The sequence below is a fragment of the Actinomadura sp. 7K534 genome (genome assembly GCF_004348575.1).
GTDB lineage: Bacteria > Actinomycetota > Actinomycetes > Streptosporangiales > Streptosporangiaceae > Spirillospora > Spirillospora livida.
This window is the reverse complement of sequence record NZ_SMKB01000008.1, coordinates 1-14,373: the sequence shown is the minus strand read 5'-3', so window position 1 is coordinate 14,373 and position 14,373 is coordinate 1. Positions and strand designations below refer to the sequence as shown.

13 protein-coding genes and 2 rRNA genes are annotated in these 14,373 nt (G+C 71.8%); 7 read left to right on the top strand and 8 right to left on the bottom strand.

Going from position 1 to position 14,373, the window contains the following annotated elements:
- The first annotated feature begins 3 nt into the window (after window positions 1-3).
- Window positions 4-1,419, top strand: a complete 1,416-nt coding sequence (locus E1266_RS03205) for a cytochrome P450 (RefSeq protein WP_207945392.1) — start codon at window positions 4-6, stop codon at window positions 1,417-1,419.
- Window positions 1,420-1,432: 13 nt separating this feature from the next.
- Here E1266_RS03205 and E1266_RS03200 read toward each other — a convergent pair whose 3' ends face one another.
- Window positions 1,433-1,798, bottom strand: coding sequence for a hypothetical protein (locus E1266_RS03200; protein ID WP_132043541.1), 366 nt, complete (start codon window positions 1,796-1,798; stop codon window positions 1,433-1,435).
- A gap of 115 nt (window positions 1,799-1,913) precedes the next feature.
- On the opposite strand from E1266_RS03200, the gene E1266_RS03195 reads away from it, so the two are divergent.
- Complete coding sequence (locus E1266_RS03195; protein WP_132043539.1) at window positions 1,914-2,321, top strand: DUF2795 domain-containing protein; 408 nt, start codon at window positions 1,914-1,916, stop codon at window positions 2,319-2,321.
- 28 nt (window positions 2,322-2,349) lie between these two features.
- On the opposite strand, the gene E1266_RS03190 is transcribed toward E1266_RS03195, so the two are convergent.
- The 4 genes from E1266_RS03190 to E1266_RS03175 form a co-directional block, all read right to left on the bottom strand.
- The gene (locus tag E1266_RS03190; RefSeq protein ID WP_132043537.1) at window positions 2,350-4,341 is read right to left on the bottom strand and encodes an aconitate hydratase; all 1,992 of its coding nucleotides are present in this window, start codon (window positions 4,339-4,341) and stop codon (window positions 2,350-2,352) included.
- 1 nt (window position 4,342) lies between these two features.
- Window positions 4,343-5,908, bottom strand: coding sequence for an FAD-dependent monooxygenase (locus E1266_RS03185; protein ID WP_132043535.1), 1,566 nt, complete (start codon window positions 5,906-5,908; stop codon window positions 4,343-4,345).
- Window positions 5,909-6,041: 133 nt separating this feature from the next.
- A complete protein-coding gene (locus E1266_RS03180) occupies window positions 6,042-7,643 on the bottom strand; it encodes an acyl--CoA ligase family protein (protein ID WP_132043533.1) in 1,602 nt (533 codons plus the stop codon).
- A gap of 70 nt (window positions 7,644-7,713) precedes the next feature.
- A complete protein-coding gene (locus E1266_RS03175) occupies window positions 7,714-8,577 on the bottom strand; it encodes a hypothetical protein (RefSeq protein WP_132043530.1) in 864 nt (287 codons plus the stop codon).
- A gap of 117 nt (window positions 8,578-8,694) precedes the next feature.
- Between E1266_RS03175 and E1266_RS03170 the strand changes: the two genes are divergently transcribed.
- Window positions 8,695-9,228 (top strand): hypothetical protein, encoded by a 534-nt coding sequence (locus tag E1266_RS03170; protein WP_132043528.1) that lies wholly within the window; start codon window positions 8,695-8,697, stop codon window positions 9,226-9,228.
- On the opposite strand, the gene murA is transcribed toward E1266_RS03170, so the two are convergent.
- On the bottom strand, window positions 9,225-10,526 hold the full coding sequence (murA, locus tag E1266_RS03165) for a UDP-N-acetylglucosamine 1-carboxyvinyltransferase (RefSeq protein WP_132043526.1): 1,302 nt from the start codon (window positions 10,524-10,526) through the stop codon (window positions 9,225-9,227). The genes E1266_RS03170 and murA overlap by 4 nt on opposite strands.
- Window positions 10,527-10,740: 214 nt before the next feature.
- On the opposite strand from murA, the gene E1266_RS03160 reads away from it, so the two are divergent.
- The 4 genes from E1266_RS03160 to E1266_RS03145 all read left to right on the top strand — a co-directional run bounded on the left by E1266_RS03160 (window position 10,741) and on the right by E1266_RS03145 (window position 13,939).
- Complete coding sequence (locus tag E1266_RS03160; protein WP_132043524.1) at window positions 10,741-11,967, top strand: PHB depolymerase family esterase; 1,227 nt, start codon at window positions 10,741-10,743, stop codon at window positions 11,965-11,967.
- A gap of 184 nt (window positions 11,968-12,151) precedes the next feature.
- Complete coding sequence (locus E1266_RS03155) at window positions 12,152-12,706, top strand: hypothetical protein (RefSeq protein ID WP_132043522.1); 555 nt, start codon at window positions 12,152-12,154, stop codon at window positions 12,704-12,706.
- On the top strand, window positions 12,690-13,052 hold the full coding sequence (locus E1266_RS03150; RefSeq protein WP_165965908.1) for a hypothetical protein: 363 nt from the start codon (window positions 12,690-12,692) through the stop codon (window positions 13,050-13,052). The genes E1266_RS03155 and E1266_RS03150 overlap by 17 nt, the downstream gene beginning before the upstream one ends.
- Before the next feature lie 392 nt (window positions 13,053-13,444).
- Window positions 13,445-13,939 (top strand): tetratricopeptide repeat protein, encoded by a 495-nt coding sequence (locus E1266_RS03145; RefSeq protein ID WP_132043518.1) that lies wholly within the window; start codon window positions 13,445-13,447, stop codon window positions 13,937-13,939.
- Between the two features lie 58 nt (window positions 13,940-13,997).
- Here the strand turns inward: E1266_RS03145 and rrf are convergent.
- Both rrf and E1266_RS03135 read right to left on the bottom strand, forming a co-directional pair.
- Window positions 13,998-14,114: ribosomal RNA gene (gene rrf / locus E1266_RS03140) — 5S ribosomal RNA — on the bottom strand.
- A gap of 163 nt (window positions 14,115-14,277) precedes the next feature.
- A 23S ribosomal RNA gene (locus E1266_RS03135) occupies window positions 14,278-14,373 on the bottom strand; the annotation flags it as partial.

The window sequence follows — 14,373 nt, the reverse complement described above, 5'->3', positions numbered from 1 at the left end:
CGGGTGGAGCCCCAGACGTCGCACGCAGAGACCGCGCCCGCACACCCGCCGCTGGAGTCGCTCGCCGTCCAGCCGCTGGTCAACCGGGACTACGAGTCCCGCCCCGCCCTCTTCTACGAGCGCCTCCGCGCCGAGTACGGACCGGTCGCCCCGGTGGACGTCCTCGGCGTGCCGGCATGGCTCGTGATCGGCTACCCGCAGACCCTCGACATCCTGCGCGACACGCGGGGCATCTGGAGCAAGCGGCTCGACTCCTGGCGGGCGCGCCGGGAGGGCCGCGTCCCCGCCGACTGGCCGCTGCTCCCGGCCTTCGAGATCGACAACTCGGTGTTCCGCGACGGCCCCGACCTCACCCGGCTCCGCGGCGCATGGAGCGAGGGACTGCGCCCCTTCCAGGACCGCACGCGGACGCAGGCGAAGGAGCTGGAGCGGGCCATCCGGCGGTACGCCGACGAGCTGATCACCGTGCTGTCGGAGAGCGGCGGCCGGACCGGGTGGACCGACCTGTCGGCGCAGTACGCGCGGCCGCTGCCGCTGATGATCGTGGGCCGGCTGCTCGGCGCCGAGCCCGGCCGCGGCGACGACATCATCATGGACATGTGGCGGATGCTGGACGCCGGGCCGGACGCCGCCGAGGCGGCCGGGCGGCTGACCGCCGAGGTCGCCGCCATCTGCCAGGCCAAGCTGACCACCCCCGGCGAGGACCTGCCGTCCTACATGATCGCCGCGGTGCCCGACCTGACCGTCGACGAGCTCACCCGCGAGATGACCATGCTCATCGGGCTGGTCGGCGACTACACCGGGACGCTGGTCTGCAACACGATCGCCGAGGTGATCGCCGGGGACACCGGGGTGCGCGACAGCATCTCCGCCGGGATGCTGCCGGAGGCGGTCAACCGCGCCGCGATCACCAGCCCGCCCATGGCCAACCTGACGTTCCGGTGGCCGAAGACGGACGTGCGCGTCGGCCGGTTCCTGATCGCCGCCGGGGACCCGGTGATGCTGTCGCCCGCGGCGGCCCACCTGGACCCCGCGTTCACCGGCACGATGACGCCGGACTCCATCTACAGCTCCCGCGCGCACCTGGCGTGGGGCGCGGGGCCGCACGCGTGCCTCGGCCGCGATCTCGCCACGACCATCACCACGATCGCGGTGGAGCGGCTGTTCGAGCGGTTCTCCGGGCTGCGGCTCGCGCTGCCCGCCGACCAGCTTCCGTGGCGGTCGTCGCCGATGATGCGCGGCCTGCGGTCGCTGCCGGTCACCTACGAGCTGGCCGACGAGCCGCGGCGGTCGCCCGCCGGCCCGGCGGGCGGGCCCGCCGCCGGGGACGCGGCGCCGGAGGCGGACACCCCGGCGGCGGCCGAGCAGAAGTCGCTGGTGCGCCGGGTCCTGCGGATGATGCGGCTGTCGCAGCCCTGAGGGGGCCGCGTTCTCAGGGAGCGCCGCTCCCGGGGGCGCCGATCCGGTCGAGTTCCACCGTCCACACACCGTCCATGACCTCGGTCAGGGTGAGGTACAGGTTCAGGGCGGAGCGGCCCTCCTGCGCCGTCCACAGCGGGAACGCCACGCGGAAGCGGGGCCGCCCGCCGGGGGCGCCTTCGACGCCGGTCGCGCCGACCGCGTCGAAGGCGTCCTCCGGCGGGCTGATCAGGTCGAGCCCGCGGCCCTCGATCGCCCCGGCCAGGTCGGCCGCGCTGAGCCGGCGCCCCTCGGCCAGCGTCTCCAGTTCCGCGTAGTCCCCGGCGACCAGCAGGGAGACCACGACCCTGACGGCGTTCACGCCCTCCCGCGGCAGCATGCGCCACACCGTACCGTCCCCCGCCACATGACCCGCCGCAGGATCGGCCGCATGTTTGGGCACGTGCGCCCGGGAACGATCCGTCCGGTAGGCGCGCAGGGAGGACGAACGAACGATGCCAGACAAGAGCGACAAGCACGGCGCGAAGCTGGACGAGCAGATCGAGCGCGAGACGCAGGGCATGGTCAGCGGCGGTCATCCCACCCACGCCCAGGAGTTCAAGGAGACCGAGCCCTTCTCCAACGACGACCCCGACGACCCGGCCGCCCAGCCGGCCGCGGACCGGGAGGGCTCCCCGCCCGGGATGACCGCGCAGGACGTCGAGGGACGCAGCGCCCTCGCCCGGATGCTGACGGGCGTGCGGTACCCGGCGCGGCCGAACGAGCTGATCCGGCACGCCGCCGAGGGCGGCGCCCCCGACACCGCCGTCGAGGCGCTGCGGACGCTGCCCAAGCGCGAGTACGAGAACGTCGCCGACGTGGCCGAGGAACTCGGCTACGGCCGCGAGGAACGCCGCTACTGAGCGGCCCCCGGACGACCCCCGGAGAGCGTCACCGCTCGTTCAGGGCGCGTTCGCGGAGCAGCGGGATCTGGCCGCCGGCGGCGACCAGGTCCCGCTGCCGCTGCGATAGGCGGTGGCGCGCGCGGTACGTCTCGCCCTTGGCCACGTTGCGGACCTCGACCTCGTTCCCTGCCTCCAGCGCGTCGCGGACGCCCACGATGCGCAGCACGTCGCCCTGCCCGACCCGGTCGTAGTCGTCCCCGTCCGCGAATTCGAGGGGCAGGATCCCGAAGTTGACGAGGTTCTGCCAGTGGATGCGCGCGTACCCGCGGGCCAGGACGAGGCGGAGCCCGAGGTGGCGGGGCGCGATCGCGGCGTGCTCGCGCGAGGATCCCTGGCCGTAGTTGCGGCCGCCGACCACGGCGTGCGGCCCGGCCTCCCGCGCCCGCCGCGGGTAGTCCTCGTCGATGCGGGTGAACGCGAAGTCGGCGAGCCTGGCGATGTCGCTGCGGAACGGCAGGGCCCGCGCGCCCGCCTGGAGGATCTCGTCGGTGGACACGTCGTCGCCGACCTTGATGACGACGGGGATCTCCAGCTCCTCCGGGAGCGGGTCGAGTTCGGGCAGTACGCCGATGCTCGGCGCCTTCTCCAGCTCGGGGCGGGGCGCCGCGTCCGCGGGGGGCGGCGCTTCGAGCATGTCGCGGTTGACGCTGGAGCGCCGCGGCAGCCGGACGGCGGGCGGGTCGGTGCCGAGGTCGCGGGGGTCGGTGATCCGGCCGGTGAGCGCGGCGGCCGCGGCGGTCTCGGGCGAGCAGAGCCAGACCAGGTCGTCCTTGGTTCCGGACCGGCCGGGGAAGTTGCGCGGGAACGTCCGCAGGCTGTTGCGGCCGATCGCGGGCGCCTGCCCCATGCCGATGCAGCCGAGGCACCCCGCCTGGTGGATGCGGGCCCCGGCCTGGACGAGGTCGGCGGTCGCGCCCATCCGGGTCAGGTCGACGAGGATCTGCCGGGAGGTCGGGTTGACGTCCAGCGACACCTGCGGCGGCACCTGGCGGCCCTTGACGATCGCCGCGACGGACGCGAAGTCGCGCAGCCCCGGGTTCGCCGACGACCCGACGACCACCTGGTGGACCTCCTCCCCCGCCGCCTCCCGCACCGGCACGACGTCGCCGGGCGAGCCGGGCCGCGCGATCAGCGGTTCGAGGGCGGACAGGTCGATCTCGTCGGTGACGTCGTAGGACGCGTCCGGGTCGGCGACGATCTCGGTGAAGGCGTCCTCGCGGTCCTCGGCGACCAGGAACTCCAGGACCCGCCCGTCGGAGGGGAACACCGTCGTGGTCGCGCCCAGCTCGGCGCCCATGTTGGCGATGACGTGCCGGTCCATCGCGGTCAGCGACGCGAGGCCGGGGCCGTGGTACTCGATGATCCGGTTGACGCCGCCGCGCACGCCGTGCCGCCGCAGCATCTCCAGGATCACGTCCTTGGCGCTCAGCCACGGCGGCAGCTCCCCGGTCAGCCGCACGCCCCAGATCTCCGGCATCGTCACGTGCAGCGGCTCGCCCGCCATCGCCATCGCGACCTCCAGGCCGCCGACGCCGATCGCGAGCATGCCGAGCGACCCGGCCGCGCACGTGTGCGAGTCGGAGCCGACCATCGTCGCGCCGGGCACGCCGAACCGCTGCATGTGCGTGGGGTGCGAGACGCCGTTGCCGGCCTTGGAGTACCAGAGCCCGTACCGGCGGCACGCCGACCGCAGGAAGATGTGGTCGGCCATGTTGCGCTCGTCGGCCTGGAGCAGGTTGTGGTCGACGTACTGGACGGACACGTCCGTGCGGACCCGGTCCAGATCGAGGGCCTCCAGCTCCAGCATGACCAGCGTGCCGGTCGCGTCCTGGGTGAGGGTCTGGTCCACGTGCAGGCCGATCTCGCGGCCGGGCGCCATCTCACCGCTCACCAGGTGCGACGCGATCAGCTTGCGGGCGACGTTGCGCCCGCCCGCCCGGTCCCCCGGCACCTCGCCTGGTTCCGTGTGCTCCGCCATGTCAGGTCCTCCGCTCCTCCCGGGGAAGGTCGCCGCCGGGCACGCCGCCCGCCGGCCGCGGTCCGTGGACGTGCCGGTCCGCGGGCTGCCCGCACCACTGGTTCAGGGCGTCGCGGATCACCGCGGCCCGCCGGTCGGGCGCCGTCTCGTCGGTCGCCCACGCGATGTACCCGTCCGGCCGCACCAGCGCGGTCGTACGGGTCGCACCGCCGGCGAGGACGCAGTGCACGCGGCCCGCCCACCGCTTGGCCGCGAGGTAGGTCACCGCCGGATCGTTCGCCGCGACGACCAGCACGAACCGGCCGTCGCCGATCAGCCCGTACAGCCGTCCCGGACTCCCCGCCAGCGGGACGTCCGGTGCGCGCCGCCCGGTCAGCCGGTGGGAGCCGCGCGGCGCCGGGTAGGCGATGTCGATGCCGGAGACGGCCCCCGCCAGCCGCCGCGCGACCGGCCGGGTCCGGGTGGCCGCCCAGGCGGCGGCGACGCGGGCCCGGCGCACCCAGAGCGGCTCGGCGAGGACGATCCGCAGTGCCGCGCCGCTGCCGCGCACGACGAGCCGCCCGACCGGGTGCCGTTCCTCGTGGTAGCTGTCGAGCAGCCACGACGGCGCCCAGCCGCGCAGCTGCGCCGCGAGCTTCCAGCCGAGGTTCGCGGCGTCCTGGATGCCGGTGTTCATGCCCTGCCCGCCGACCGGCGAGTGGACGTGCGCGGCGTCGCCCGCGAGGAACACCCGGCCCACCCGGTACTTGGGCACCTGCCGCTCGTCGCTGTGGAACCGGGACGTCCAGCGCGGGTCGTGCATGCCGTGGTCGGTGCCGAGGGCGCGGCGCGTCACCTCGCGCAGCTCGGCCATGTCGACGGGCTCGGAGTCGGGCGGCTGGTGCCGCCGGTTCCAGGCGATGGCCCGGTACCAGCCGTCCCCGAACGGCGCCAGGAACGCGAACGCGTCGCCCACCGCGTTGACCGTCAGGACGCCGGCGGGCGGGTCGGCCAGCCGGACGTCGGCGAGCATCACCGACCGGACGGCCGCCTGGCCGGGGAACGGCAGGCCCAGCAGGCGCCGGACCGTGCTGCGGACCCCGTCGGCCCCGACGACGTAGGACGCGCGGCGGGTCTCGGTGCCGCCTCCGGACATCCGCGCCTCGACGTCGACGCCCGCCGCGTCCTGGTGCAGCCCCACGACCTCGGCGCCGTGCACGATCTCCGCGCCCTCGGCAACCGCCCGTTCCCTCAGCACGCGCTCGGTCTCGTACTGCGGTGTGACCAGCACGTACGGGAACCGGCCCGGCAGCCGCGACAGGTCGAGGCTCGCGGTCCCCAGCAGCTGGATCGCCCCGACCCGCCGGCCCGTCGAGGTGAGCTCGTTCGCCACGCCCCGCGCGTCCAGCATCTCCAGCGTGCGGGCGTGCACGGCGAACGCCCGCGTCAGGTTGCTCGTCTCCTCGCCGCGGCGCTCCAGCACCGTGCAGCCGATCCCGGCCGCGGCCAGGTCGCCCGCGAGCAGGAGACCCGTCGGGCCCGCCCCCACGATCAGCACGTTTCCCGTCGGCTTCCCGGTGGGCGCCATCCCGTTCCCTTCTCACGCGCTCGGCGACCGGACCCCGGCCCCCGCCCAGGGAACACTTCCCCCGAACGGCCGGTCCTCACCTACGGGAGGCCCTGTGCGGCGGGCGTTCCCGCGTCGCCGGCGCGCGGCGCCGTCAGCCCTGGACGCGGCGTCCCAGGCCGGCCCACTCCTTCTCCCGGAGCTGGAACTTCTGGATCTTGCCGGTGGACGTCTTCGGCAGCTCGGCCACGAACTCCACCGAGTCGGGCGCCTTGAACCGGGCGAGGCTCTCCCTGACGTGCCCGATCAGCTCGGCCTCGGTGGCGGCGTGCCCGTCGCGGAGCACCACGAACGCCTTGGGTCGCTCGCCCCACTTCTCGTCCGGCACCGCGACGACGGCGACCTCCAGGACGGCCGGATGCGAGTCGACCGCGCGCTCCACCTCCACCGTGGAGATGTTCTCGCCGCCGGAGATGATGATGTCCTTGGAGCGGTCGCGCAGCTCGACGTAGCCGTCGGGGTGGCGGACGCCGAGGTCGCCGGAATGGAACCACCCTCCGCGGAACGCCATCGCGGTGGCCTCCTCGTCCCGGTGGTACCCCTTCATGACGTTGTTGCCACGCATGACGATCTCGCCGAGCGTCTCGCCGTCCGCCGGGACGTCGTTCATCTCCTCGTCGACGACGCGCAGCCCGTCCGTCTGGATCATGCCGACGCCCTGCCGGGCCAGCAGCCGGGCCCGGTCCGGCGTGGGCAGCGCGGGCCATCCGGGCTGCGCCTCGCACACCGAGTACGGCCCGTAGGTCTCCGTGAGCCCGTAGACGTGCACGATGCCGGCGCCGAGCTCCTCCATCTGCCCGATGATCGTGGGGCTCGGCGGGGCGCCCGCGGTCGTGACGGTCAGCGGCCGCTCCAGCGGATGCGCCTCGGCCGCGTTCGCGATCGCCACCAGCACGGTCGGCGCGGCGTTGAGGTGCGTGACGCCCTCGGTGTCGATGAGCCGCCACACCTCCCCCGCCGCGACGGCGCGCAGGCACACCTGCGTCCCGCCGATCGCGGCGAGCGCCCACGGCGTGCACCACCCGTTGCAGTGGAACATCGGCAGCGTCCACAGGTAGACGCTGTCGGGGGTGTGGCGCGAGTGCGTCACCTCGCCGAGCGCGTTCAGATACGCCCCGCGGTGCGTGTAGACGACGCCCTTCGGCCGCCCCGTGGTGCCGGACGTGTAGTTGATCGAGATGGCCGCGTTCTCGTCGTCCACGTCCCAGGGGAGCGGGTCGTCCGAGCCGCGCCCCAGCAGCTCGGCATAGGGGATGCCGCCGACCGCCGGGTCGGGGTCGGTGCCGGCGGCCGGGACCGTGACGACCTGGGGCAGCGCGGCCGCGAGCGGCGCCACCGACGGATGCAGGCCCGCGTCCACGACCAGCGCCTTCGCCCCCGAATGGTCGAGGATGTAGCGAATCTCCTCCGCGGCCAGCCGCGTGTTGATCGCGACGAGCACGGCCCCGGCGAGCGGCACGGCGAAGTGCGCCACCAGCAGCTCCGGGACGTTCGGCGCCAGATAGGCGACCCGGTCTCCCGGCCCGATCCCCGACGCCCGGAGCGCGTTGGCGAGCCTCGTCGTCTCGGAGGCGAACTCCCGGTACGCGGCGCGGCGGTCCCCGTAGGCGTAGGCGGTCTTCCCGGGGAAGACGTCCGCCGACCGTTTGAGGAAAGCGAGCGGGGTCAGCGCCGTGTGGCCAGGGCCGTTGTCCATCGGGAGCCTCCGTCTGGTCGCATGTGACCTGCGTCTCAGCATTTCATGGCTCCCCGGACGCGCCCCGGTTCTAACGTCCGGTGTCGGCCGTCAGGATGGAGACCGCCTTGACGGTCGTGTACCCGCGCCATTCGAGCTCCGCGGCGGGCGAGTAGCTCGCGAAATCGACCGTCCACCCGCCGTCGTCCTGCTGCTGGTCCTCGAGGCGCCGCAGCTCCGCCGCCACGGCCTCCGGCGCGAACAGCGCCCGAGCGGGGCGGCCGGGGTAGGGCGCGAAGTCGAGGGGCCGCATCATCTCGTCCGCAAGCCCGCCCTCGACGTGGACCAGGCCGTTCTCCGGGATGTGCGCGCCGAGCAGCGCCAGGACCTCGGCGTCCTCGACGGCGTCCGCCAGCCACACCGCGAACGCCAGCTCCAGGGCGTGCAGGTCGTCCCTCGCCCGGACGCCGTCGAGGCAGTAGCGGGTCGCGCGGTCGAGCCAGGGATGCGCGGCGACCGCCTTGTCGTGCACGGCGACGCGCTGCGCCATCGCCGCCACCACCGCGGTGATCTGCAGCGAGGACGCCGCCGGATCGGCGCCCGTCCAGAACGGCGCGCAACCCGCCGGGTCCGGGATCGGCAGCGCGAACGGCAGGCCGCCGTCCGGCAGCGTCACCGAGTCCAGCCAGTCGCAGAGCGCGACGGCCTCGGGCGCCGTGGCGGGCCCGAGTTCCGCGAAGACCTCGAAGGCGTGCAGCGCGGGGCCGGGCTGGCTCGTCCTCGACCGCAGGTCGGGTTCGAGTCCGTGACCGTAGCCGCCGTCGGGGTTCCGGTAGGCGTTCAGCGCGGCGAGCAGCGCGTCCGGGTCGCCCCGGCCGGTCAGCACCTCGAACCGGCGCCGGTCGAGCGTCCGCGCGTGCGTGGCCATGAAGTCGGATGCGTTCTTCATATTCATGCCCCCAGCGTGCCCACCGCCTCCACACCCCGTCTTGTACCTTCCGGCCATCAGCCCAACCGGTGGGCGGCGGAAAATGGAGTGCGCGCAGCCAGGTCTCGTCCCTAGCCTGGCCGGATGAAGGTCAGCTTCGAACGCACCGGTGAGCGCCGGTACGCGACCGTCGTCACCCTCCCGGGTCAGGCGCCCCGCCGGATGGACCCCGCGCCCGCGTACGACGACGAGATCCCGCACGACCTCGTCCACTACCTGGTCGAGGCGGAACTGGGGCTGGCGTCCGGCGTCTACGGGCGGGCCGCGGCCGGCGGAGGCGAGTTCCTGGCGGCGTCCGACGCGCCCGGCGACCCGCGCAGGCAGGCCCGGGAGCGGCGCAGGCTGAAGAAGCGCGAGGCGTCCCTCAGCCGCACCGACCCCGGCGACATGGCCAGGTCGGAGCACCTCGCGGGCCTGTGCGATCTCGCCTGGCGGCGCCGGGCGGGAGCGCGGACGCCCGCGTGGGCCGAACGCAGGCCGATCCCGGCCGAGGACGCGCCGATCGTCGACCGCGTCCTCGACCGCCTGGACGAGACGGCGCCGCTCTGGCGCGACCTCCCGATCGGCGGCGCGCTCACGTTCACCTGGCCGGACACGTCCGTGACCGTCAGCCGCTAACCCGCCCGCAGGGCCAGGCCCAGCGCGCGGAACTGCTCCACCGGCCGGTGGTAGCCGCGCTCGATGTGGTGGACGCCCCGGAGGGTGGACGGCCCTTCCGCCACCGCCGCCGCCAGCACCGCCGAGAACCCGGCCCGGATGTCGGGCATGGTCACGTCGCCGCCGCGGAGCTTGCTCACGCCACGCACCACGGCCGAGTGCAGCGCCGCCGTGTCGTGGTAGCGGCACGCGGGACCGCCCAGGCACGTGTCGTAGACCTCGATCTCGGCGCCCATGCTCTGCAGCGCCGGCACGTACGCGAGCCTGTTCTCGTACACGGTCTCGTGCAGCACCGACATGCCCTCCGCCTGGGTGAACAGCACCATCAGGGGCGTCTGCCAGTCGGTCGCGAACCCGGGATGCGTGTCGGTCTGCACGGCGGCGGGCCGCAGCCCGTTCGGCGCCGACGCCATGATCCAGTCGTCGGTGATCTCGAACTCGGCCCCCATCCGGGCGAGCGTGGTGATCGCGGTGACGAGCCGGTCCTGCGGGCATCCGTGCACCCGCACCTCTCCCCGGGTGACGAGGCCCGCCACCAGGTAGGAGAACGCCTCGATCCGGTCGCCCTCCAGCCGCGTCAGCGCGCCGTTCAGCCGCTCGACGCCCTCCACCACGATCCGCCGGTCAGGCGCGAACGAGATCCGCGCCCCCATCCGCTGGAGGAACAGCGCCAGCTCGATGATCTCCGGTTCGGTGGCGGCGTTCCGGATGACGGTCTTGCCCTGCGCCCGCACCGCCGCGAGCAGCACCGTCTCGGTGGCGCCGACGCTCGGGTACGGAAGCTCGATCCGCGCCCCCACGAGCCGCGACGCCCGCGCGTGGATCCCGTCGGCCTCGTGCGTCACCTCGGCCCCGAACGCGCGGAGCGCGTCGACATGGAAGTCGACCGGGCGCCTGCCGATCGGGTCGCCGCCGACCATCGGCACGAACGCCTCGCCCGCCTGGTGCAGCAGCGGCCCCAGCATCAGGATCGGGATGCGGTTCAGCCCGGTGAACGCCTTGCCGACGCTCGGGTCCGTCACCGGCCCCGGCACGACCGTCACGTCCCCGTTGGCCCGCTCCACCGTCATGCCGACGTGCTCCAGCATGCCCGCCGTGATCCCGACCTCACCGACGTCCGGCGCGTTGCCGATGGTGCTCGGCCCGTCCCCCAGCATCGCCGCGACCATGTGCTTGCTGACCGCGTTCTTCGCTCCCCGCACGGTGACGTCCCCGCGAAGCGGCCCCGACGGTTCGATCTGCCAAAGCTTCTCAGTCACCAGAGCAGCCTACGGCGTCCCCGGCGGCCCTCCGGCAGATTCACCACCAACTCCCGGAAAACCACCACCGCCGCCCCGCGCCCGTCCCCGCGGGCGGCCATCGGCCGTGGCTCTGCTCTCCATGTTGATCTACGCGATTGTGTTCGTGCTCGATCTGGTGGACGGCACGCCGATCTCCGGACGATGACGGCACCACCCCGTCCTAGGAGGTCAGGTGCGACTGAGGACAAAACAGGGAATCTGGGCCGCGATCATGGCCGTCACCCTGGCAACGACCTCACTGTCCATCGTCCACGCCGCCGTCCCGGCACCGGCGCCCGCCCCGCTCGCCAAGTACGACATCAGCTCCACCCATGTCAGCGGAGTGTCGTCCGGCGGATTCATGGCGAACCAACTCCACGTCGCCTACTCCACCCTCTTCCAGGGAGCCGGCATCTTCTCCGCCGGCGCCTACGACTGCGCGCAGAACAGCCTGAGCACCGCGCTCAACGCGTGCATGGCGACCTACCTGCCGCGCAAGACCCCCGCCCAACTCGAACAGCTCACCCGCGACCGCGCCGCGGCCGGCACCGTCGATCCCGTCGGCAACCTGTCGGGCGACCCCGTGTGGCTGTACCACGGCACGTCGGACACCACCGTCGCCCAGGCGGTCAACGACGACCTCGCCACCTACTACCGCGATCTCGGCGCCGACGTCGTCTACGAGCGCGGCTCCCCCGCCGGACACGCCTGGATCAGCCCCATCGGCCCCGGCGCCTGCTCGGTCACCCAGTCGCCATGGATCAACGACTGCGGCGGCGACTCCGTCGGGGAGATGCTGACGCACCTGTACGGCATGTTGCAGCCCGCCGCCTCGTCCTTGACCGGACAGCTGATCCAGTTCGACCAGAACGCCTATGTCCCCGGCGGTGACGCCACTTCGATCAGCATGGGCGACGAAGGGTTCGCCTACGTCCCGCAGTCCTGCGAGCAGGGATCCTGCAAGCTGATGGTCGCGCTGCACGGCTGCTACCAGTACTACGGCAACATCGGCGACACCTTCATGGACAAGGCGTACCTCAACGAGTACGCCGACACCAACGACATGATCGTCCTCTATCCGCAGGCCACGGCGACGGCGGGGACCAACCCGCGCGGCTGCTGGGACTGGTGGGGCTACCAGTCCGCCCAGTACCCCCTCAAGAGCGGCCCGCAGATGAAAGCGGTCGTCAACATGGTCACGGCCATCACCGACGGCGGAGCGACTCCGCCGACCACACCTCCCACGGAAACACCCGAGTGCGTGACCGCGTCGAACTACGCCCACACCACCGCCGGGCGAGCCCACCATTCGATGGGCATCACCTACGCCAACGGCTCCAACCAGAACCTGGGCCTGTGGAACGTCTTCACCACCAGCACCATCAAGGAGACCAGCCCAGGACACTGGATCAAATGCTGACCTGAACCCGAATGGCCCGAATGGGTCTTGCCCGTCCCTCCGGCCGGGCAAGGCCCATCCTCCACTCGCTGACGCTTTGGAATGTTGACCGACCAGCGGCATCCGGACGATCTGTATCGGCCATGCCGAACCAGAACAGCCTCGACTGGGTGTTCGCGGAGCCTCATCGGCTCAGCTTCAAGCCATGGCGATCGGTGAGTCTTCGCTGCGGCTACTGCGGAATCTCAAACTCGGCCGGGAGGAGTACTGCCAACGCCTCCTGACCATGCCGCTCCTCAACGGCCCCTATCCGCGGTGGAACAGCCGCAACGCCCCGGGCCCCAAGGGCCGCGACTTCCTGCTCGCCTTGGACGGGCTCTGCTTCGAAACCGAGGAATGGGCGACGCTCCCCTCCTTCGTCGACGAATTCGACCTGCCCCGGCGCCCTGACGGCGAGGCCGGCGCGGCGCCGGACGACGCGGTGCTGTGGGACGACCGACTCTGGATGATCGAGCTTAAGGCCGCCGCATCCAGCCATCGACCGACGCAGATTCCGACCCACCTCACGCTCGCCCGCCACCATCACCAAGCACGCAGTATCGACCTCACCTACCTGACGCCTGAAATGGCCTGGACGCCACCGAAGTCGACCGACGCACGCCTGGCTCACATCACCTGGGACCAGGTTGGTACCGCTCCTCAGCAAGACCTGGAGCAGCGGCGACCGCGACGAAGTCCACGCGTTGACTCTGCTGATTGAGGCGATCAAGGGGATCGGGAAAGGCCGTCCACCTGAGCCACCGAAGACCGTCCAGCCGACTCGCCGACCGGACCTCCTCCAGGCCGCGATGGAACTGGCGGAAACGACCAGCCAGGACGGCCGCCAGCGAGCTCTCGACCACGCGGCCACAAGCGTGGAGGAACTCCAGCGACTTCGGCTGGCCGTGAACGAAACGATCAGCGCCACGCCCGTCGGTGAATCCGTCCGGCTCGTGCAGGCCTGGATCTGGAGTGCCGCAACGAGCACCGGCCACGCACTCACCGAAGCCGGCGAGTCGACCGGTTACGAACTCCGCCTATCCCGCTACCGCTCCGACCACTACTGAGCCACCAAGACAATGAACCCGTCGGCGCAGGCTCAACTGACAACGGTCTACCCGCCCCGACGAAAACTTCTGTCCGATCCGTAGGCACCGTGCCACGATGCCATGGCTGGACAGGCATCCTGGGTTGGTCAGCAGATCCGACACGAGCCAAGCTCACCGCTCCGACCCACAATGCAGTCGAGCGAGGCCTCGGGTGAGGGAGACGCGTGTGGCAGGGGCCACCGAGACGGGTGGCCGCGCCGACGCAAATGTGTGGGTTGGCCCCGGCGCGACCATGGTCCGAACAACGTCGAACACTCCGATTCTCACCTGCCATACGTTGCACAAGCGTTGCAGGCTGACCGTCATCGGTCGGCTCCTGTTTGCGCCCCGATCTGCCCTATCCTTGGCCGATGATCAACGCGAAGCCGGACTGGGAACGGCGGATTTCCGAGCTCTGGGCCACCTTCGACGACCACGAGCCGGCAGACTTCCTCGCGAAGGTCAAGGACCTGACCGCCGAGCTTCCTGCCGACGACGCCGTTGCGAACTACGAGCTCGCATCAGCCCATGACTCAATCGGGAATGAGGCGGAGGCTGCCACGCACTACCGCATGGCCTTCGAGGCGGGCCTGGATGAGAAGCGCCGACGTCAGGCGACGATCCAGTACGCCAGCACGCTTCGCAATCTGGGGCGGGCCGAAGAAAGCGTCGCCCTCCTTACCGCGGAACGAGATGCCGTGTCCGACGAGCTGGACGACGCTGTCACCGCGTTCTTGGCACTCGCGCTCACCGATCTCGCCCGCGACCGGGAGGCCGCATCGCTCGCGCTGGGCGCACTCTCGCGCCACCTGCCGGCGTACAACCGCTCGCTTGCCAACTACGCGAGAGCGTTGGTGGAGGAGTGAGCAGCCCATAGAAATGAGGAAGGGCCCCGCCATAAGGCGGGGCCCTTCCCTAATATATGTCCGGCGGTGTCCTACTCTCCCACACAGTCTCCCATGCAGTACCATCGGCGCTGAAGAGCTTAACTTCCGGGTTCGGAATGGGACCGGGTGTTTCCCCTTCGCCAAAACCACCGAACGTCTCAACGCACCACCCCCACAAGGGGGGGCGTGCAAGTTCAACGTCCAAGCCGACAAGGCTCAGCACATTCAATTAACAACACGGGTTGCCCAGGGTTGTTTCCTGAGAACCACACAGGGACGCGAACAACTCTCGCAGCGGTTTGCTTTGAACGAATTGTGTGTTCAAGCCACTCGGCCTATTAGTACCGGTCAACTCCACACGTTACCGCGCTTCCATACCCGGCCTATCAACCCGGTCGTCTACCGGGAGCCTT